Annotated in this window: 19 protein-coding genes; 3 read left to right on the forward strand and 16 right to left on the reverse strand. The window is 64.9% G+C overall.

Annotated elements, in window-relative coordinates:
• On the reverse strand, positions 1-693 hold a 693-nt coding region (locus ACXJL8_RS12790; protein ID WP_456685068.1), incomplete at its 3' end, for an amidohydrolase family protein.
• Between the two features lie 25 nt (positions 694-718).
• A complete protein-coding gene (locus ACXJL8_RS12795) occupies positions 719-1,777 on the reverse strand; it encodes an amidohydrolase family protein (RefSeq protein WP_456623536.1) in 1,059 nt (352 codons plus the stop codon).
• A gap of 163 nt (positions 1,778-1,940) precedes the next feature.
• Between ACXJL8_RS12795 and ACXJL8_RS12800 the strand changes: the two genes are divergently transcribed.
• Together ACXJL8_RS12800 and ACXJL8_RS12805 are read left to right on the forward strand one after the other, a co-directional pair.
• Entirely contained in the window at positions 1,941-2,423 is a 483-nt protein-coding gene (locus tag ACXJL8_RS12800; protein ID WP_456623537.1) for a CinA family protein, read from the forward strand.
• A 105-nt stretch (positions 2,424-2,528) separates the two neighbouring features.
• Positions 2,529-3,515, forward strand: a complete 987-nt coding sequence (locus tag ACXJL8_RS12805) for an alpha/beta hydrolase family protein (protein WP_456623538.1) — start codon at positions 2,529-2,531, stop codon at positions 3,513-3,515.
• A 34-nt stretch (positions 3,516-3,549) separates the two neighbouring features.
• Here ACXJL8_RS12805 and ACXJL8_RS12810 read toward each other — a convergent pair whose 3' ends face one another.
• The 14 genes from ACXJL8_RS12810 to ACXJL8_RS12875 form a co-directional block, all read right to left on the reverse strand.
• Entirely contained in the window at positions 3,550-4,299 is a 750-nt protein-coding gene (locus tag ACXJL8_RS12810; protein WP_456623539.1) for a hypothetical protein, read from the reverse strand.
• A gap of 146 nt (positions 4,300-4,445) precedes the next feature.
• On the reverse strand, positions 4,446-4,721 hold the full coding sequence (locus ACXJL8_RS12815) for a DUF1488 family protein (protein WP_456623540.1): 276 nt from the start codon (positions 4,719-4,721) through the stop codon (positions 4,446-4,448).
• 134 nt (positions 4,722-4,855) lie between these two features.
• Complete coding sequence (locus ACXJL8_RS12820; protein WP_456623541.1) at positions 4,856-5,470, reverse strand: tetratricopeptide repeat protein; 615 nt, start codon at positions 5,468-5,470, stop codon at positions 4,856-4,858.
• 155 nt (positions 5,471-5,625) lie between these two features.
• The gene (locus tag ACXJL8_RS12825) at positions 5,626-7,095 is read right to left on the reverse strand and encodes an AMP nucleosidase (RefSeq protein WP_456623542.1); all 1,470 of its coding nucleotides are present in this window, start codon (positions 7,093-7,095) and stop codon (positions 5,626-5,628) included.
• Positions 7,096-7,332: 237 nt separating this feature from the next.
• Positions 7,333-8,667 (reverse strand): HlyD family type I secretion periplasmic adaptor subunit, encoded by a 1,335-nt coding sequence (locus ACXJL8_RS12830; RefSeq protein WP_456623543.1) that lies wholly within the window; start codon positions 8,665-8,667, stop codon positions 7,333-7,335.
• Positions 8,664-10,412 (reverse strand): type I secretion system permease/ATPase, encoded by a 1,749-nt coding sequence (locus tag ACXJL8_RS12835; RefSeq protein ID WP_456623544.1) that lies wholly within the window; start codon positions 10,410-10,412, stop codon positions 8,664-8,666. The genes ACXJL8_RS12830 and ACXJL8_RS12835 overlap by 4 nt, the downstream gene beginning before the upstream one ends.
• Positions 10,413-10,671: 259 nt before the next feature.
• A complete protein-coding gene (locus ACXJL8_RS12840; protein WP_456623545.1) occupies positions 10,672-10,941 on the reverse strand; it encodes a GlsB/YeaQ/YmgE family stress response membrane protein in 270 nt (89 codons plus the stop codon).
• A gap of 455 nt (positions 10,942-11,396) precedes the next feature.
• The gene (locus ACXJL8_RS12845) at positions 11,397-12,371 is read right to left on the reverse strand and encodes an ABC transporter ATP-binding protein (RefSeq protein ID WP_456624092.1); all 975 of its coding nucleotides are present in this window, start codon (positions 12,369-12,371) and stop codon (positions 11,397-11,399) included.
• On the reverse strand, positions 12,368-13,783 hold the full coding sequence (locus ACXJL8_RS12850; RefSeq protein ID WP_456624091.1) for an amidase: 1,416 nt from the start codon (positions 13,781-13,783) through the stop codon (positions 12,368-12,370). Before ACXJL8_RS12850 ends, ACXJL8_RS12845 begins: the two co-directional genes overlap by 4 nt.
• The gene (locus ACXJL8_RS12855) at positions 13,780-13,977 is read right to left on the reverse strand and encodes a hypothetical protein (protein WP_456624090.1); all 198 of its coding nucleotides are present in this window, start codon (positions 13,975-13,977) and stop codon (positions 13,780-13,782) included. Before ACXJL8_RS12855 ends, ACXJL8_RS12850 begins: the two co-directional genes overlap by 4 nt.
• Positions 13,974-15,035 (reverse strand): ABC transporter ATP-binding protein, encoded by a 1,062-nt coding sequence (locus ACXJL8_RS12860; RefSeq protein ID WP_456624089.1) that lies wholly within the window; start codon positions 15,033-15,035, stop codon positions 13,974-13,976. Before ACXJL8_RS12860 ends, ACXJL8_RS12855 begins: the two co-directional genes overlap by 4 nt.
• 3 nt (positions 15,036-15,038) lie before the next feature.
• Positions 15,039-15,941, reverse strand: a complete 903-nt coding sequence (locus ACXJL8_RS12865; RefSeq protein WP_456624088.1) for an ABC transporter permease — start codon at positions 15,939-15,941, stop codon at positions 15,039-15,041.
• Between the two features lie 128 nt (positions 15,942-16,069).
• The gene (locus ACXJL8_RS12870; RefSeq protein ID WP_456624087.1) at positions 16,070-17,023 is read right to left on the reverse strand and encodes an ABC transporter permease; all 954 of its coding nucleotides are present in this window, start codon (positions 17,021-17,023) and stop codon (positions 16,070-16,072) included.
• A 252-nt stretch (positions 17,024-17,275) separates the two neighbouring features.
• Positions 17,276-18,934 (reverse strand): ABC transporter substrate-binding protein, encoded by a 1,659-nt coding sequence (locus tag ACXJL8_RS12875; RefSeq protein WP_456624086.1) that lies wholly within the window; start codon positions 18,932-18,934, stop codon positions 17,276-17,278.
• Between the two features lie 199 nt (positions 18,935-19,133).
• Between ACXJL8_RS12875 and ACXJL8_RS12880 the strand changes: the two genes are divergently transcribed.
• On the forward strand, positions 19,134-20,729 hold the full coding sequence (locus tag ACXJL8_RS12880) for an ABC transporter substrate-binding protein (protein ID WP_456624085.1): 1,596 nt from the start codon (positions 19,134-19,136) through the stop codon (positions 20,727-20,729).
• Positions 20,730-20,868: the final 139 nt, after the last annotated feature.

The following is a 20,868-nucleotide window of genomic DNA, read 5'->3' on the forward strand; positions in this document are numbered from 1 at the left end:
ATGGCCCACCATCTCCTCGATGTAGTAGCTCGGCCAGCCCGATGGCGTGATCGGATTGCCGCCGAAGCCGAAGGCGTGGACGCCGACGGGCAGACCCGCCTCTTCCGCGGCCTGGTAGATCGGCCAGTAGCGGCGCTGGCCGAGCGGCTCGACATTGCGGCTGAGCAAGAGCACCTGAACAAAATTCTTGTCGCCGGCGCGCTCGCGGATTTCTGCGGCGGCCGACAGCCCATCCTCATTGCAGACGACGATCGACGCTTTCAGCCGCTTGTCCTTGGAGGTCCATTTGTCGATCTGCCAGTCGTTGATGGCCGAGCACAGCGCGGCCGAGAGCTCGTGATTGCGAATGCCCTGCCCGGTGTTGAGCGGATTGAGCACCCCTAACTGGATATTGTTGGGATCGAGCAGCTGCTTCTGCAGGAACGGGAGCGAGGAGCCCTGCGGGCCGCCTTCCGGCGGATAGGCATCGCGGCGCGACGCATTGGGCTGGGCCTTCGGATAGGGCGGGCCTTCCATCATGCCCTGATAGGCATGGACGCCGTAGACTTCGAGATGATGCTGCCAGCGTTTGGCGAGATAGGGATAGAGCTCGGTGCGGGTGGCGCGTGCCGGGTGGATGTCGCAGTCCGCGATCGCGGCCTTGGCGGTCAGGGGGGAAGCGGCTTCGGTGCTCTCGCGGAACTGGATATTCATCGCCTTGCCTCCTTTGGCAGTGGGCTCACGTCAGGCGGGGATAGGTTGCGTGTGGATTGTCGATCATGATTTTGCGCACGAGATCGGGGGTGAGACCTTCGGGCAGCGCGTCCTGGCCGTCGAACTGCCAGTGCGGATAGTCCGTGGAGAATAGGACCAATTCGTCCGACTGCATATGATCAAACAGGCGAATTAATGTCACTTCATCTGGCGGCGCATCAAATGGCTGTAACGAGAAGCGGATGTTGCTGCGCACAATTTCCAGCGGCGCGCGATCGACCCAGGGCGTCTCCATCCGCACGCCGCGCCAGAACTTGTGCAGACGCCAGAGAAAGGGCGAGATCCATGAGATGCCGGATTCCAGCATCACCATCTTCAGCCGGGGATGGCGGACGAACACGCCCTCGACGATCAGGCTGGTGAGCTGGGTCTGGAACGCCTGCGCCTGACCGACATAGTCCTCGATGTGATAGGAACCCCAGCCGACCGCGGTCGGCGGATTGTGATAGGCGGAACCGGCATGGACGCCGACAGGGAGTTCCAGCCGTTCCGCGGCCTCATAGATCGGCCACAGCGCGCGCTTGCCGAGCGGCACGTCGCCCATCACCAGCATCAGCACCTGGACGAAACGCCGGTCCTCCGCGCAGCGCTCGATTTCGGCGACGGCTTTCTCGACGCTTTGCGTGGGGATGACGATCGAGCCACGCAGCCGCTTGTCGCGATCGAGCCATTCCTTCACCAGCCAGTCGTTCAGCGCACGGCAGAAGGCGGCTTGCAGGTCCTCCGAAAACACCATCTGCACGCCGTAGAGCGGATTGCAGATGGCGTGAGAGACCTGGAAGGGATCGAGCACATGGCGCTGCATGTCCTCCAGGCTTTCGCCCGGCTTGCCGCTCTCGGGCCGCCAGTCCGGCCGCGCCGTGATCGGCGAGTTCTGCGGATAGGATTGCGAAACGAGATCGACCATGCCGCGCGTCGTCACCTGATCGCGCCAGTAGTCGTTCAGGTACGGCAGCAGGCTGGTCAGATGCGGCACGGCCGGATGCACGTCRCAATCCACCCCGCCGGCGATCAGGGACGCCATGACGTCTCCCTTGTTCGTTTCCTCTTGACGTTTGCGCAGCGCTTCGTCGCGCCGTCTTGCCCCTGCCATTCAAGCAGGCCTGCCCGTCATCCGCAACTCGGCCAATGCCGCTGTCATATGCTAGGAAGGCGCAGCTCGGTTGCGGGATGGAGAGGTGCAGGACATGAAGGATCTCGTCGGCATTGCGGAACAGGTCGCCGCCAAACTGATCGCGCGCAAGCAGACCATTGCGGTCGCGGAATCCTCGACCGGCGGCCTGATCTCGGCGAGCCTGCTCGCGGTGCCCGGCGCGTCGGCCTATTTCCTCGGCGGCGCCGTGGTCTACACCCGCGATGCCAGGCGGGTGCTGATGGATATTTCGGATGACGGCATGAAGGGCTTTCGTTCGTCTTCGGAGCCCTATGCGACATTGCTCGCCGAGCAGATGCGCAGCCGCTTCAACTGCGACTGGGGCCTGTCCGAAACCGGCGCCGCCGGCCCCACCGGCAACCGCTACGGCGATGCCGCCGGCCACAGCTGCATGGCCGTCGCTGGGCCGGCTGCCGAGGTGATGACGCTGGAGACGGGCAGCAACGACCGGTTTGCGAATATGCAGGTGTTCGCGGCGACGGCGCTGAGGCTGTTGCTGCGGAATTTGGAGAGATGAACGCCCTCGCATGGGGAACCAACTCGCGCCGAGCCTCTGATGCTCTGACCGCCGTACCTGGTTTATATGCCTGCGCGTCGTCGCGCAGGCTCGATAGGAGCAACGATGCAACTTCCTGCGTTCATCTTCGCTATCCTGCTTGTCCTTGGGATAACAACGGCGCAAGCGGCCGGTGTCAAAAACTTCGACATTCCGGCCGGTCCGGCGGGACGGGCAATCAGATTGTTGGTTTGGACCCCGTGTGCAGAGCCTCCTCGAGAGATGGATGCACGTGGCGCCACCTTTTTCGCTGTGCCCGCATGTCCGATCACCGGAGAAAAGCTTCCGCTCATCGTGATGTCGCACGGCAGGAGAGGATGGTTCGGCGGTCACCACGACACTGCGGCGGCTTTGGCGGACGCTGGATTCGTCGTGGCAGCGCTCAATCACCCCGGCGACACCTGGCGTGACACCAGCCGCACCGATAGTCTTTCGGTCCTCGTCGAGCGTCCCACAGATATGAGCCGGCTGATCGACTATATGCTGGAAGGGTGGCCGGACGCGTCACGCATCGATACTCAGCATATCGGGCTCTACGGGTTTTCGTTTGGTGGCTACACCGGTCTTGTCGTCATCGGCGGCAACCCCGATCTCCGCAAAGGATTGCCGAATTGCGAGACGTCCGGCCTGAAGGCGTGCAAACAACTCGAAAGCGGCGAGCTTCCTGATCAACCGGCGACCCATGACCCGCGCGTCAAGGCCGCCGTCATCATTGATCCCTACCCGGTATTCGTCTTCCCTGAAGAGAAGCTGAAGGGAATAACGGTGCCGGTCCAATTGTGGAGTTCTGACCCGGCGCAGAATGCCGACGGTCTATCCGGATGCTGCGCGGCAGCCATGAATCAGAGGCTTCCGGCAAAGCCAGACTACCATTTCGTGGAAAATGCCAAGCATTTTTCCTTCCTCGCGACCTGCACCCCAAAGGAAGCGCAGGAGCCCCCCGCAGTCTGCACCGATGCGCCGGGTTTCGATCGCGTTGACTTCCATCGACGACTTCACGCGGACGTTGTTGCATTCTTTCGCAAGCATCTCGCCGACAGCGCCAAGCCGTAACGCAGCCCACGGCCCGGCGTGTCACCGCACCCCGCTAAGAGCAGGACAAGCCGCTGCCAGGCTCGCGGCACAGCTTCGCGCGAACCTCGACAATATCAATCTTGCACTCCCTGGCTCTCCGCATGCGCGAGACGTAAGCAGCGTACGCGCTGTCTGCTGAAAGCAGATTGAGCTGCTTCTTGATGGCCGCGCTGCACAGGAGATCAGGGTTGCCGTCGAGATACCTTGCCTGGGCTCCGAGTTCTTGCCGGGTGAGCTCCGCGAACGGCCCCAGGCGCAATTGCGTTTCGATCGCCGTGATCTCCGCGTCGCTTGCCTGCGCCCGGGCAACACCATTCGTTTTACGTTCGAATCCGTTTGCGATCGCCGCTCCATGTGCCGACGCAAGATCCGCAAGCTCTTGCGCTGCGTCTGGAAACTCACCGCGCTGGAAACCCGCCAAAAGGTAGGACTTGCACGCCAATGGATTGCTCGCGAGCTTCAGAAAGGTCGCCAGCTCCGCCCGGTCAAGAGCATTGATGTGCTCGTCGTCGGCATAGGCTTCCATCTCGTTAGCCAGGATCATGTTGAGCGCACCATTGGCGGCGGGCCATCCGCCACCGTTGAACGCCTTTTCGGTCTCCCGAAGGAAGACATCCCTGAGGCTTCGATCGCTGCGGGCGATCGACGCAGCCAAGGGAAAACGCGCGATGTTCTGATCGAAATCGCGCGCAAACGCGCTTGGCCCGGCAAGGAGCGTATACACCAGGTTTCCGGCCAGCAGGGCGGCGGCTACGAGCAGCAATATGGATCGTCTGGTCATGCGAGCGTTATGGCGTGGGCTACTGCCGGGCATGATCTCACGCCGCGTCACCCCCATCCAACGCAACTACAGGCTGACCTTAATGATTCCTTTCGCAGCCATGGCAAGTTGCCCGCATGCCCGGCCATCTACCTTGCCAAATGCCTCATGAAAATCCGCACCACATAGCCCTGAAACCGCGGCGCCTCGTCGTAGAGATCCGACGCGATCCGCTCGATGGTCTCGCGCAGGGACAAGAACTGCGCCTGCCGCGCGCTGCTTTCGGTGCCCTGCATGCCCGCAAGTTCGTCCATCGCGGCGTCGCTGATCTGACACGGCACGACCTCGCCGTCGTTCAACATCGTGAAGCGAAAGGCCAGCCGTTCGAGATCATGGCCGATGATTTTGTCGCGCGTCAGCGGCATCCAATTGTCCCGTTCGCACCCCCGAACGGGACAATGCTGAAAATCTGACGCGTTGTCACCATCCGCGCCAGGAGGACATGGCAGTCATACGAAGCCCATCCAGCGCAGCGCCATGAGACGGCGTCTCTCCACCTTCAGTAGGCCAACGCCGTGCCGGTCGGCTTATCGAGCGCCGCAGCCAGCGAACGGTACTCCTCACAATCGGTCCCGCAGATGGATGCAATCCGGCCGAGGTGATAGAGCGCTTGCTCGCGGTTGCCCCGCTCGAGCTGCCAGAGCCCATAATACTGCCAGGTCAGCACGTGGTTCGGATCGGCCTTCAATGCGCGCTCGTACCAGACCTGCGACTGCTCGTAGTCGCCGAGCTTGCGATAGGAGTAGCCGATGAGGTTGGCGACGTTCGGATGATCGTCATGGTCAAGCGCCTTCAACTGCTCGATCGCGGCCGCGTAGTCGTTGCGCTCGTAGATCGTGTCATAGGCCACGCGGTAACCGGCCGCGAATGCGGGATCGTCGATGCTGGACTGGTTGTTTGGCTTCTTGCCCTTCTGGGTTGCCTTTGGGTTGGAGCGTCTCGGGTAGGCTGGCTGCGCTTTCTGGTCTGAATAGGCGCCCGCATAGGGATCCGTGGAACTGACGCTACCACCACCACCGCCGCCTCCGCCACCGCCCGCGGCCAACGCCGGCGAAGCGAACAGCGCGGCTCCAAACATTCCCAGCACGACGAATCTGATCATCGATCTGATCATTGCTGTCTCCTGTTTCTGCCAACGCGACCCCGGACGAGGTGATAACCCTGCTCTGGCAGCGATATTCCGGGATGCTTGCGTTCTCACGGAGACGTCAGTGTCGTGCGTGCGACAGTCTTGCTGCCCGATCCTGCCGGCAAGTCGGAGGGAACGCGCTACTGAAACGCCACTTCGGCGAAACTGCGGAGTTTTCGCGAATGCAGGCGCTCCGATTCCTGCTGCTTGAGCCGCTCCAGCGCCTTCAGGCCGATCTCGAGATGCTGGCCGACGCGGCGGCGGTAGAATTCGCTGGCCATGCCCGCGAGCTTGATCTCGCCGTGCAGCGGCTTGTCCGAGACGCACAGCAAGGTGCCGTAGGGGACGCGGAAGCGGTAGCCGTTGGCGGCGATGGCCGCCGATTCCATGTCGAGCGCGACGGCGCGCGATTGCGACAGCCGGCGAATGACCTCGGGCCCGCTGATCTCCCAGTTGCGGTTGTCGACGCTCGCCACCGTGCCCGTGCGCATCAGGCGCTTGAGCTCGAAGCCCTCGAGCCCGGTGACGTCCTCGACCGCCTCCTCGAGCGCGACCTGCATCTCGGCCAGTGCCGGGATCGGCACCCATAGCGGCAGCTCGTGGTCGAGCACGTGATCCTCGCGCACATAGCCATGGGCAAGCACGTAGTCGCCGAGCCGCTGCGTGTTGCGCAAACCCGCGCAATGGCCGAGCATCAGCCAGGCATGCGGCCGCAGCACCGCGACGTGGTCGGTGACGTTCCGCGCATTCGAGGGCCCGGTGCCGATGTTGATCAGGGTGATGCCGCGATAGCCGGGCGTGACCAGATGGAAGGCCGGCATCTGCGGCGCGCGCGCGGGTGCCATGCCCGTCGTTGCGCCGCCGGAGAGCGTGATGACGTTGCCGGGCGCGACGAAGGCATCGAGGCCGGCCTCGCCAGCCTGGAGCCGCTGCTGGCACAGCTGCGCGAAGGCGTCGACATAGAACTGATAGTTCGTGAAGATCACGAAATTCTGGAAATGCTCGGGATCGGTCCCGGTGTAGTGGTAGAGCCGGCGCAGCGAGTAGTCGACGCGGGCGGCGCGAAACAATGACAACGGCTCGGGCGCGCCGGGCTGGAGCTCGAAGGTGCCGTCGGCAATCGAATCGTCCATGGTGGCGAGGTCGGGCACGTCGAACGCATCGCGAAGCGATCGTGTCACCGGCGAGTTCTCGCTGGTGGTGATGGCCGCCTCGATGTTGATGTCGCGCCGGTAGGCGAAGTGAACCGGGATCGGCTCGCTGGACTCGCCGACCTCGACGGGCACGCCGTGGTTCTGGATCAACAATCCGATCTGCTCGGTGAGATAGGTCCGGAACAGATCCGGCCTGGTCACGCTGGTCTCATGAACGCCGGGCCGGGCGACGAAGCCGTAGGAGAGGCGCGAATCCAGCCGCGCATATGTCGCAGTGGTGACGCGGACGAAGGGATAGAAGGCCCGCACGCGCGTGGTGATCGCCTCGCCGTTGACGTAGGCCTCGAACCGGTCACGCAGGAATTTGGTGTTGCGCTCGTAGATCTGTTCGAGGCGGGCGACGGCGAGGCCAGCGTCGGAGAAGGATTCGGTGGCGATGGAAGGCGGGGTCTGCATGGTTCGACGCCGGGTTGCTGGGGCTTGAGTCGAACTATAGCAAAGATGGGGAAGCGTAGGGTGGGTTAGCGTAGCGTAACCCACCACTTCTGCTCCTGCGGAAACCAAAGAGGTGGGTTACGCTAGCGAGCTGCGCTCCGCGCAGCCGCAGGGCTAACCCACCCTACGAGATCGAGCGCGCGGCGCGGGATCCCGGATGCGCGCCAAGCGCGCTCCGGGATGACGCGCTTTCGCGCGTCACTTCTCGCGGAACGCCCGCATGAACTGGTCGTGCAGCGGCTTCATCAGGTAGGACAGCATGGTGCGGTCGCCGGTCTGGACGAAGGCTTCGACGGGCATGCCGGGGATCATCTTGACGTCGCCGAGGCGGGCGATCTCTTCCGCCGGCAGCGAGACGCGGATGGTGTAGTAGCTCTGGCCGGTGCGCTGGTCGGTGGTGACGTCGGGCGAGACGCGGCTGACGACGCCGGTGAGCTCCGGCGTGGTGCGCTGGTTGAAGGCGGAGAGGCGCAGCAGCGTCTTCTGGCCGATCTGGAGCTTGTCGATATCGACCGGATTGACCTTGGCCTCGACCTGGAGATCGTCGGCCTGCGGCACGATCAGCATGAGGGCGTCGCCGGCGGTGATGACGCCGCCGACCGTGTGCACCGTCGATTGCAGCACCATGCCGTCCTGCGGCGCGCGGATATCGACGCGGCGAAGCTGATCCTCGGCCGCGACCTTGCGCTCGATCATTTCGCCGATCTTGTCGTTGGTCTCGCGCAGATCCTTGGAGACCTCGCTGACCATGTCCTTGTCGACCTGGATGATCTGGAGCTCGGTCTCGGTGATCTTGCCCTTGGCCTGCGCCCGCGAGGCGATGTACTGCGCGCGCTCGCCATTGAGGCGGGCGCTGTCGCGCTCGAGCGTGGTCAGGCGCGAGATCTGCACCAGGTGCTTTTCATAGAGATCGCGGACACCGACGAGCTCCTGCTGCACCAGGGAGATTTCCCTGTCCTTGGCTCTCTCCTGCGCGGAGAGGCCCTCGATCTCCTCGTTGAGCTGCTGGATGCGCTCGCGAAGCTGCGCCTTCTGGCCGGCGCGCCCGTTGACGCGGACGTCGAACAGCTTGGTTTCGGCGGAGAGCAGTGTCTTGACGTCGGGATCGTTGCCGCGGTCGAGCAGCGATTGCGGGAACTCGATCCTGTCGATCCCGCGCTGCTCGGCCTGCAGTCGCGCTGCGCGCGCCTGCGCCGCGTCGAGATTCTTGGTCACGATGGCGAGGTTGGCCTTGGTGACGGTGTCGTCGAGCCGGATGACGATGTCGCCAGCCTTGACAACGTCGCCGTCGCGGGCGCGCAGCTCGCCGACCACGCCGCCGGTCGGATGCTGCACCTTCTTGACGTTGGATTCGACCACGATCTGGCCCGGCGCGATCAGCGCGCCGGAGATCAGCGCGGTGGAGGCCCAGCCGCCGAGACCGACGGCGAGGACAAGCACGATCGCAAGGCCGAGAATCAGGTGAAACCGGATGGACTCTCGCACGCTCCTTTTCGCGGCGGGCTTCCCGCCGCCAATCGCCATCGTGCTCATGGTTTGGCCACCCCGCCTTCGCTGACGATCTTGATCGGCGCCGGCGGCGCGACGCGGGGCTGGAGCACCTGGGCGAGCACCTGCTCCTTCGGCCCGAAGGCCTGCACACGGCCGTCGCGCAGCACCAGGATCTGGTCGACCGCCTCGACGCCGATCGGCCGGTGCGCCACCACGATGACGATGGCGCCGCGCTCGCGCGCCGAGCGGATGGCGCGGGTCAGCGCCTCGTCGCCTTCGGTATCGAGATTGGAATTGGGCTCGTCGAGCACGATCAGGAAGGGGTTGCCGTAGAGCGCGCGCGCCAGCGCCACGCGCTGCGCCTGCCCTGCGGAGAGCGAGGTGCCCTGCTCGCCGACCTGCGTGTTGTAGCCCTCGCGCATCTTGATGATCATCTCATGCACGCCGGCCTCTTTCGCCGCGGCGATGATGGCGTCGGAGGTCGCGTCGGGATCGAAGCGGCTGATGTTCTGCGCGATGCTGCCGCCGAACAATTCGACGTCCTGCGGCAGATAGCCGATGTGGCGGCCGAGCATGTCGGAGGCCCATTGATCGAGCGCCGCGCCGTCGAGCCGCACCTTGCCGCGCACCGGCTGCCAGACGCCGACCAGCGCGCGGATCAGCGACGATTTGCCGGAGCCGCTCGGCCCGATGACGCCGAGGCCATTGCCGGCTTCGAGTGCAAAGGTGACGTCCTGGACGATGAGGCGCTGATCGCCGGGCGGCACCATGGAGACGGCTTCGACCGAGAGCCGCCTGGTGGGCGCCTGCAACTGGGTCGGCGTCGCCAGCGCCGGCATCTGTTCGAGCAGGCGGCTGAGGCGGTGCCAGCTCTGGCGGGCGGCGACGAAGGATTTCCAGTGCGCGATCGCGAGATCGACCGGCGCCAGCGCACGGGCGGAGAGGATCGAGCCCGCGATGATGATGCCGGCGGTCGCCTCCTGGTGGATGACGAGATAGGCGCCGACCGCGAGCACGGCCGATTGCAGCATCATGCGCAGCACCTTGGCGACCGCGCCAAGCCCGCCGGCGACGTCGCTGGCGCGCTGATTGCCGGCGAGATATTTTTCGTTGGCCTCGCTCCAGCGCTGGTTCATCCGGCCGGCCATGCCCATCGACACCATCACCTCCGCATTGCGGCGGCTGGACTGGGCAAGATCGTTGCGCTGATTGGCAAGCCCCATCGCCTCGCGGGCCGGCTGGCGGGACATGAACTCGGTGACCAGCGTCAGTCCGACCAGGATGACGGCGCCGATCAGCGCGGTGACCCCGATCATGACATGGAAGGCGAAGCAGATGGCGAGATAGAGCGGCAGCCAGGGCAGGTCGAAGAACGCGCTCGGTCCCATGCCGCCGAGGAAGGAGCGAACATTGTCGAGGTCGCGCAGCGGCTGGAGACCCTCATTGCGGTTGCCGACCAGCAGCGGCAAACGCACGATGGTGTCGAACACGCGCTTGTTCAGGGCTTCGTCGAGCGCGGTGCCGACCCGGCCGAGGATCCGGCCGCGGATCATGTCGAGGACGCCCTGCGCCATGTAGAGGCCGCCGGCCAGGATGATCAGGCCGACCAGCGTCGGGATGCTGCGGCTCGGCAGCACCCGGTCATAGACCTCCAGCATGAAGATCGACCCGGTCAGATAGAGCAGGTTGATCATGCAGCTCATCAAGCCGACGCCGACAAACGCCGTGCGACAGGCACGCAGAGCGTCACCGAGCTCTGAACGGCGGAGGCCGGGAACGGCTGCCATCAGTCTGATCTCTTTCGGGTGGGGGCCAACACCCCTGATTTCAAAGGCAAATTCAGGGGTACTTGACCCGGATTAAGATCGCGTTTGCGCCAATTGTCCAACGCAGTCGAATAATCCAGGACCCCTTTGGCCCACATCTACCCCGACCGGCCTCGCACGCAAATCCGGAATCTCACAGGCTTACGGCTTTTTCTTGCAGACATCTTGCCCCTCCCCAGGCGGGGAGAGGCGGAAAGTTCCGATCGACTGGACCCGACCGCTAGAACCGGCCGCCGCCGCGCACCAGCCGTACCACCACGAGCAGGATGACCGCGCCGATGGTGGAATAGACGATCTCGGACACGAGCCCGGTGCCGATGCGAATGCCTAGTTTGGGAAACAGGAAGCTCGCGACCAGCGCGCCGGCGATGCCGACCACGATGTCACCGATGATGCCGAACCCGGTTCCGCGCACCAGCTTGCCGGCCAGCCAGCCGGCGACCAGGCCGACGAACAGGATGACGAGCAGGCCTTCGTTGGAAATGTACATAAGTGAGGTCCCTCTCCGTGAACGGCCCTATGGAACCGGAACCGGGATGAATGGGGTCTGAATGCTGTTCGCCGCGTCCTGGTGGCAAAAAAGTCGCAAACAACCCCATGCACAGTAGAACCGCGCTTGGCCGGGCGATGCCGGTGAAACGGGACAAGTCGGTGCTGGCGTGGAGGATTTTCGAAAGAGCGCGCATTCGAAGTGAGAGACGCACCGCTCTCTCATTCCCTCCCCCCCTTGCGGGGAGGGGCAGGGAGGGGGGTAGCCACGGGCGCAGGCGGCTCTTCACCTCTCCCCGCTTGCGGGGAGAGGTCGGATCGCCCTTGCGATCCGGGTGAGGGGGTACGGGTCTCTCGACATGGTCATGCGCGGAGAGAGGCCCCTCACCCCAACCCTCTCCCCGCAAGAGCGGGGCGAGGGAGCGCACCGGCCCCGGAGCGACACCTCGCCAGATGCTAAGAAACCACCGCCGCTTCCGCGTTCACACACCTCGCCGCCCGGCCCGGTCCCACCTCCACGTTCGGCGGCAATTGCTCCAGGCAGCGCGGCTGCGCCACGGCGCAGCGGGGGGCGAAGGAGCAGTTGTGCGGCTTCTCGGCCAGCGACGGCGGCGTGCCGGGGATGGTCTCGAGCCGCTGCCCCCGCTTCGCGCCGTGAATCGTCGAGGCGAGCAGCCCCTTGGCATAGGGGTGCACCGGCGTGCGGACGATGTCGCGCAACGTGCCCTGCTCCACGATCTGTCCCGCATACATCACCGCGACGCGGTCGCAGATCTCGATGGCGACGCCGATGTCGTGGGTGACGAAGATGACGGACATGCCGAACTCGCGCTGCAGTTCGCGCAAGAGCAACAATATCTGGATCTGCACGGTGGCATCGAGCGCGGTGGTCGGCTCGTCCGCGAGCAGGATTTTCGGCCGGCAGGCCAGCGCCAACGCGATCATCGCGCGCTGGCGCATGCCGCCCGACATCTCGTGCGGATAGGCATCGAGCCTGCGCTTGGCGGAAGGGATGCGCACGACCTCGAGCATCTCGAGCGCGCGTGCCCTGCCCTCCGCATAAGACTTGCCCTCGTGGCGCGCCACGCTCTCGGCGATCTGCGCGCCGATGGTGTAGACCGGATCGAGCGCGAGCGCGGGCTCCTGGAAGATCATCGAGACGGTCTGGCCGCGGAACGACGACAGCTCCTCGTCGTTCATGGCGAGCACGTCGCGTCCCAGAACATTGACGCGGCCGGAGATCTGCGTGCGCTTCTTCGGCAGCAGCCGCATCAGCGCGCGCAGCGTCACGCTCTTGCCCGAACCGGACTCGCCGAGCAAGCCCAGCACCTCGCCATCGCCGAGCGAGAGGCTGAGATCGTTCACGGCATAGACCGTGCGCTCGCCGGTGAAGCAGATGTTGAGGCCTGAGATGTCGACGAGCTTTGTCATGACGGCAGTTTCGGTACCCGGTCGTGGTAATCGGTCACGCGCTGGAACGCGGCGCCGATGGTGAGCAAGGTCGCCTCGTCGAAGGAGCGGCCGATCAGCTGCATGCCGACCGGCAGGCCGGCCCTGGTGAAGCCCGACGGCACGGTCAGCGACGGCAGGCCGAGGAAATTCACCGGACGGGTGAACAGCGTCAGCCGCTGCAACAACGCTGGCGCGTTCGGTCCGCCGCCGACATCGCTCTCCGCGATGGTCGGCGCCGGCACCGGTGAGGCCGGCGCGATCACCGCATCGACATTGGCGGTCGCCGCATTGTGCGCGGCGAGCGCCGGCCCACGCCAGCGCATCGCCTCGAGATAGGTGATGGCGGGCACGGCGAGCCCGTTCTGCAGCCGCATCAGCACCTGCGGGCCATAATCCTGCGGGCGCTCGATCATCCAGCGCTTGTGGAAGGCGGCGGCTTCGGCCGCCAGCACGAGCTGGCTCGCCGACGACAATTGCCGCTGATCCGGCAGCTCGACCGTGACGATGTCGGCGCCCTCGCGCTTGAGCACGGCGATGGTCTCGTCCAGCACGCGCGCGACCTCGCCGTCGAGATCGTCGACATAGAACGAGGACGGCACGCCGATCTTCAGGCCCTTCAGCGAGCCCTTGGTCGCTGCGACATAGTCCGACAGCGGCGCGTGGCTCGCGGTCGAATCCTCGGGATCGGGACCGGCCATCAGCGCCAGCAGCAGCGCGCAGTCCTCGGCGGTGCGGGCAAGCGGCCCGACGGTGTCGAGCGATTGCGACAGCGGCATCGCGCCGGCGCGGCTGACGCGGCCCCAGGTGGTCTTCAATCCCGTGACGCCGCAGAAATGCGCGGGCATGCGGATCGAGCCGCCGGTGTCGGAGCCGAGCGCCGCATAGGTCAACCGCGCCGCAACCGCCGAGCCGGACCCCGACGACGAGCCGCCGGTGATGTGCGCGACGTTCCAGGGATTGCGCACCGGACCGTAATGGGCGTTGTGGCCGGTCGGGCCATAGGCGAATTCGGCCAGATGCAGCGTGCCGAGCCGGACCTGGCCGGCGTCCTTCAGCCGCTGCAAGGCGGTGGAGGTCGTGGTCGCGACGAAATCGCGGCGGATCAGCGAGCCGCAGGTCGCGACATGGCCTGCGTCGTAATACATGTCCTTGTGCGCCAGCGGCACGCCATGCAGCGGGCCACGCACCTCGCCCTTGGCGAGCGCGGCGTCGGCGGCATCGGCCGCCTTCAGCGCCGCCTCCGCTTCGATCGACATGAAGGCGTTGAGATGCGGCTGCCACTGCGCAATGCGGCTCAGCAGCGCGCGCGTCACCTCATGCGAGGACAGCTGCTTCATCGCGATCGCGCGCGCGACCCCGGTCAGCGTCATCAATGCGGGTTCGGTGCTCATTTCGAAACCTTCCGGGTCTGCGCGAGCACGTAGAGCGCCGGCTCGAGATCGAACGGCAGCGTGCCGGCGATGGCCGCAAAGCCTTCGAAGGCAGGTCCGATGGAATTGGAGATGCGCGTCGCGATCTCGTCGTCGACGGGGATTCCGGCGATTTGCGCCGTCGCCTTGATCTCTTTGGTCGTCGGTCTCGTCATGCGGTTTCCTCTCTCGGCGCGCGGCTATGGCCCGAACCCGGGATCGCCATGTAGCAGGCGGCCTCGTGGCCCATACTATCCAGCGCAGTGAGCTTTGGTGTCGCATTTGCGCAGAGCGGCTCCGCAAACGGACAACGGGTGTGGAAGCGGCAGCCCGGGGGCGGATCGATCGGATTGGGCGGATCGCCGGTGATCGGCGGCTGTTCGGTCCGCCGGTCCGGGTCTGACGACGGCATCGCAGCCAGCAGCGCGCGCGTATAGGGATGCGCAGGCCTATCCCAGACCTGGTCGACCGGGCCGAGCTCGACGACCTCGCCGAGATACATCACCAGCACGCGATCCGAGATGTAGCGCACGACGTTGAGGTCGTGGCTGATGAAGAGATAGGTCAGGCCGAACTCGCGCTTGAGGTCGGCCAGCAGATTGAGCACCTGCGCCTCGACCGATTTGTCGAGCGCGGAGACCGCTTCATCGAGGATCACCAGCCGCGGCGACAGCGCCAGCGCGCGTGCGATGTTGACGCGCTGGCGCTGGCCGCCGGAAATCTCGTGCGGGTAGCGGTTGGCGAAGTTCTCCGGCCGCAAGCCGACCTTGCCGAGCAGCTCGCGCGCCAGCGCCCGCGCCGCGCCATCGGCCATGCCGTGGACCTTTGGGCCGAACGCAATCGATTCCTCGATCGTCAGGCGCGGATTGAGCGAGGCATAGGAATCCTGGAACACCATCTGCATGCCGCGGCGCAATTCGCGCAGCGACAAGGACTGGCCGACGCTCATGCCGTCATAGATGATATCGCCGGTATCGCGCGGCATCAGGTGCATCAGCAGACGCGCGGTGGTCGACTTGCCGCAGCCGGATTCGCCGACGATGCCGACCGTCTCGCCCTTGGCGACGGAGAAGGAGACATTATCCACCGCGCGCACGGTGCGTTTCGCGGCGAACAATCCGCCACGAACCGGAAAATGCTTGGTCAGGCCGTTGACCTGAAGCAGCGGCTGCGCGACGCCGCCGCGGTCTTCGACGGGCTCCAGCATTGCGACGGAGGCGTTGGTTTCGCTCATGGCCTAGTTCCTGATGTCCATGGCGCTGCGCAGGCCGTCCGAGAGCAGGTTGAAGCAGATCGAGACCGCGAAGATCATCGCGCCCGGCAACGCCGCAACCCAGGGATTGACGTAGATCGCGGTGCGCAGCGTGTTCAGCATCAGGCCCCATTCCGGCTCCGGCGGTTTTGTACCGAGCCCGAGGAAGGAGAGACCTGCCGCCAGGATCATCGACACCGAGATCAGGCTGGTGGCATAGACGAAGATCGCGCCGAGCACGTTGCCGAGGATATGCACGCGCATGATGGTGAAGGGCCCCGCGCCGGAGGCGCGCGCGGCCTCGACGAAATCCATGTTGCGGACGCCGGTGGTGACGCTCTCGGCGACGCGGGTGATCTGCGGCACGAACACGACGGTCAGCGACACGATGGAATTGAGGATGCCCGCCCCCAGCGCGCCGGAGATCGCGATCGCCAGCAGCACGGACGGAAAGGCGTAGAACACGTCGATCGTGCGCATGATCGCGGTGTTGAGCTTGCCACCGACATAACCGGCGACGAGGCCGAGCGAGATGCCGATGCCGAAGGCGAGGATGACCGGCAAGATGCCGATCAGCAGCGACAGCCGCCCGCCATAGATCAGCCGCGCCAGCATGTCGCGGCCGAGCTCGTCGGTGCCGAGCGGATAACCGACCGTGCCGATATGGCGAAGGCGGCGGATCATCGAGCCCTTGTAGGGATCCTCCAGCCCGAGCCAGGGCGCGAGGATCGCGGACACGAAGATGAGCAGGAGCACGAACGCGCAGGCCATGCTGACCTTGTCGCGCCGGATGCGGCGGCCGACGGTTGCCCAATAGCCGCGCGCCTTGGTCGCCGGCGCGGCCTGGAGCGCGGCATCGCTGGGGACGGACAACGGAAGCTCGCTCATTGCCGCAATTTCCAATGTCGTCCCGGCGAAGGCCGGGACCCATAGCCACGACAGGTAGTTTGGCGAGAACTCGTGGTTGTCGTCTCGTCCCACAACCGCTTACTGGGGTTATGGGGCACCTCATCCCGCTAGCCCCGCTTGATGCGCGGATCGATCGCGGCTTGCGCGATGTCGACCAGCAGATTGAGGAAGACGAAGAACAGCGCCAGCACCAGGATCGTGCCCTGCAACAGCGGCAGGTCGCGCTGGAAGATCGCCGAATTGAGCAGGAAGCCCGAGCCCGGCCAGGAGAACACGGTCTCGATCAGGATCGAGCCGCCAAGCATGTAACCGAGCTGCAAGCCCATCACCGCGAGCGCGGTGGGCGCGGCGTTCTTGATGACGTGGCGAAATACCCCCGTCTCGTGCAGGCCCTTGGCGCGCAGCGCCTCGACGAAGTCCTGCGAGAGGATGTCGCCGGTGAGCGCGCGCACCGTGCGGGTGACGATGCCCATCGGAATCACCGACGTCGTGATCGCCGGCAGCACGAGATATTTCAGGTGCGCCCAATCCCAGGCCCAGGCACCGGAGCCGCCGGGCCCGGCGCCGACCGCGGGCAGCCAGTTCAGCTCGACCGAGAAGATGATCACGAGCACCATGCCGAGCCAGTAATGCGGCACCGAGACGCCGGCGATGGCAAAGGAGGTCGCCAGCTTGTCGATCCAGGTCTCGCGGAAATAGCCGGCGATCAGGCCAAGCAGGATTCCCATCGTGAAGCCGATGATGGCCGCGGCAATCGCCAGCGTGACGGTGTTGCTGACCGCGCGCATGACCTCGGCGAGCACAGGGCGGCCGGTCGCGATGGAATTGCCGAGGTCGCCATGAAGGGCACGCAGCAGCCACAGGCCGAACTGCACCGGCAGCGGCCGGTCGAAACCGTAGGCGGCGCGCAGCTGCGCGGCGAGCTCCTGCGATGCATCGGCCGGCAGCACCGCCACTAGCGGATCGCCCGGCGTGATGTGCACGAGCAGAAAGCACACCAGCGCGACGCTGATGACGATCGGGATGACGTAGACGATGCGTCTGGCGATATAGGCGAGCACGTCGGTTACTCAGGTTAGGGCGTAGATACCTTGATCGTCATGGCCGGGCTTGTCCCGGCCATCCACGTTCTTCTTACTCCGTCATTCCGGGGCGATGCGTAGCATCGAACCCGGAATCTCGAGATTCTCAGGTGCGCAATTGCGCACCWTAGTTCGATGCTRCGCATCGCCCCGGAATGACCGCAAGTGGATAGACGTGGATGCCCGGGTCAAGCCCGGGCATGACGCGCTGATAGAGCCAGGGCCGTCTCACTAATTCATCGACACCAGCGAGAAGTCGATGAACCAGCTCTTCGGCTGGATCACGCCGGTCACCTTCGGGCTCATGGCGCGCGGGCCGACGTCGTGGGCGACGTAGAGGAAGGCTGCGTCGTCGACGGAGGCCGCGTGCAGTTCGGCGAGCGCGGCGTCGCGCGCGGCCGGATCGAAGGTCTGCCGCGCCTTCTTCACCAGCTCGTCGAACTTGGGATTGTTGATGAAGCCCCAATTGTTGGAGACCGGCGGCGCCATGCTCGATTGCAGGAAGCGCACCAAGGCGAAGAACGGGTCCATCGCCGCGTAGGTGACGTTGGTCGCGTTCGAGCCGTTGGCGGTGGGATCCTTGGCACCGCGGCGCCAGTTGGTGAACAGCGTATTCCATTCGATGACGTCGAGCTGCACGTCGAAATAGCACTCGGCCAGCGCCTGCTGGAGATATTCGTTCATCGGCAGCGGCTGCATCTGGCCCGACCCGGAGGCCGAGGTCTGGATCTTCACCGTCAGCTTCTTGGCTGGACCGAAGCCGGCCTCCTGCATCAGTTTTTGCGCGGCAGCCTTGTCATATTTGATCTCGAAGGTCGGCTTGCCGCGCCAGGGATGGCCGGGCTCGAAGGTGCCGCTCGCGGGCACCATCAGCCCTGCGAGCAGGCCGTCCTTGAGGCCTTCACGATCGACGCAGAGGTTTGCCGCCTTGCGCACGCGGATGTCGTTCCAGGGCGAGCCCTCGACGCGCGAGAACTGCCACGGCCAGACGTGCGGCTGCTCATTGGCGTAGAGYTTGAAACCGCGCTGCTTGAGCTCGGGCAGCGCGTCCGGCGCCGGCGCCTCGACCCAATCGACCTGTCCGGACAGCAGCGCCGCGGTGCGCGCGTTGGCCTCCGGCATCGGCAGCAGCAGCAGCTTGTCGACCTTGGGGACGCGATCCTTGTTCCAGTAGCTCGCGTTCTTGACCAGCTCGAGCCGCTCGCGCGGGGTGAAGCTCGCCATCTTCCACGGACCGGTGCCCGCGGCATCCTTGGCGAACGCGGTCCAGGCGGCCTGCGATTTCGCCTTGGCGTCGGCGCCTTCCGCCTTGTCATAGAAATGCTGCCACTTCGCCGGGCTCGCCATGAAGAGGTTGGTGAGGTTGATCGGCAGGAAGCTGTCGGGCTCCTTGGTGGTGAGCTCGACCGTCATGTCGTCGATCTTCTTCGCGGAGGCCAGCGTCGGCATGCGCGAGGCGGTGACGCCGACCTGGCTGGCGTCGAACTGCGGGGCGTCCTGCTTCAGGACCTTCTCGACGTTCCACACCACGGCATCGGCATTGAACGGCGAGCCGTCATGGAAGGTGACGCCGGGGCGCAGCTTGAAGGTCCACTTGGTCTTGTCGGCATCGTCGACCTTCCACTCGGTGGCAAGGCCGGGGATCACAACGCTGGGCTTGTCGGCCGAGGACAAGTCCCAGCCGGTCAGCGCGTCATACATGGTGAGGCCGGTGAAGCGATTGCCTTCAAATCCCTGATCGGGCTGGCCCAGCGTGCGCGGAATATCGGCAGCGGTCATGCCAATGCGCAGCACGGTTTCGGCGCTGGCCAGGCGCGGCCATGCGGCCGCGCTGCCGAGTGCCAGCAACGCGATCAGCGCCGCGCGTGTCTTGTTCTTCTTGATCAGCATCGTCTCAGTCCTCTTCCGGCTTTCAATGACTAATTTTGATGCAAACGTATGCAATGGCTATGCCAATGGGGAAAGTTTTTCCGCAAATTGCCCCTGCGACGACAAGTCCTTGTGATCACGTGTCGGCAAAGGCACGTCGCTGCCTATTCTGGCATCAAGATTGCAAGTTCGGCCTCAATTCCCCTTGGAGCCTTGGGCCATGCGTATCCGACTGTCGACCTGTCTCGCCGTGCTTGCGCTGGCGTTTTCCGCAATCTCGGCCCGCGCCGAAACGGTGGTGCGCTACGGCATCTCGATGGCGGACATTCCGTTGACGACCGGCCAGCCCGATCGCGGCGCCGGCGCCTATCAGTTTACGGCCTACACGATCTACGATCCGCTGGTCGCCTGGGAGATGGACGTCGCCGACAGACCCGGCAAGCTGGTGCCGGGGCTCGCCACCGAATGGAAGGTCGACGACACCGACAAGACCAAATGGCGCTTTACCTTGCGCAAGGGGGTCAAGTTTCACGACGGCAGCGAGTTCAATGCCGACGCGGTGATCTGGAATCTCGACAAGGTGCTCAACGACAAGGCGCCGCAATTCGACAAGCGCCAGAGCGCGCAGGTCAAGACGCGGCTGCCGTCGGTCGCCAGCTACGCCAAGATCGACGATTCCACGGTGGAGATCACCACCAAGACGGTCGACTCGTTCTTTCCCTATCAGATGCTGTGGTTCCTGGTATCGAGCCCCACGCAGTACGAGAAGCTCGGCAAGGACTGGGACAAGTTCGCCAGCCAGCCCTCCGGCACCGGCCCGTTCAAGCTGACCAAGCTGGTGCCGCGCGAGCTCGCGGAGCTCAGCAAGAACCCGGACTACTGGAACAAGAAGCGCATTCCCAAGGTCGACAAGCTCGTGCTGGTGCCGATGCCGGAGGCGCTGACGCGCACCAACGCGCTGCTCGCAGGACAAGTGGACCTGATCGAGACGCCGGCGCCGGACGCCGTGCCGCAGTTGAAAGCGGCCGGCATGAAGCTCGTCGACAACGTCACGCCGCATGTCTGGAATTATCATCTCAGCGTGCTGCCGGGCTCGCCCTGGACCGATATCCGCCTGCGCAAGGCATTGAACCTCGCGATCGATCGCGAGGCGGTGGTCGGCCTGATGAATGGCCTTGCCAAACCCGCCAAGGGCCAGGTCGACCCGTCGAGCCCATGGTTCGGCAAGCCGACCTTCGAGCTGAAATACGATCCTGCTGCGGCCAAGAAGCTGGTCGAGGAAGCCGGCTACTCCAAGGCCAAGCCGCTGAAGGCCACCTTCATCATCGCGCAGGGCGGCACCGGCCAGATGCTGTCGCTGCCGATGAACGAATTCCTGCAGCAGAGCTTCAAGGAGATCGGCATCGACATCGACTTCAAGGTGGTCGAGCTCGAGACACTCTATACGCATTGGCGCAAGGGCGCGGCCGACGAGATGAACGCCGGCATCACCGCCAACAACATCGCCTATGTCACCTCGGACCCGCTCTACGCCATCGTCCGCTTCTTCCATTCGGGCCAGATCGCGCCGGTCGGCGTCAACTGGGGCGGCTACAAGAACCCGAAGGTCGACGCGCTGATCGACGAGGCCAAGCAGACTTTTGACAGCACCAAGCAGGACGCGCTGCTGGCCCAGGCGCACGCGCTGATCGTCGACGATGCCACGCTGGTCTGGGTCGTCCACGACACCAACCCACACGCGCTGTCGCCGAAGATCAAGCAGTTCGTCCAGGCGCAGCACTGGTTCCAGGATCTGACCACGATCGGGGTGGACTGAGGGCTGAGGCCGGCACTCAGCGTCCGCAAATAACGCCGTCGTCCCGGCGCAGGCCGGGACCCATAGCCACAAAATTGGGTTTGGCGATGACAGCCAACTCCGATCTCGCGCAATTACTTCTGCTGCGGGGTATGGGTCC

Source organism: Bradyrhizobium sp. P5_C11_2 (assembly GCF_054049755.1).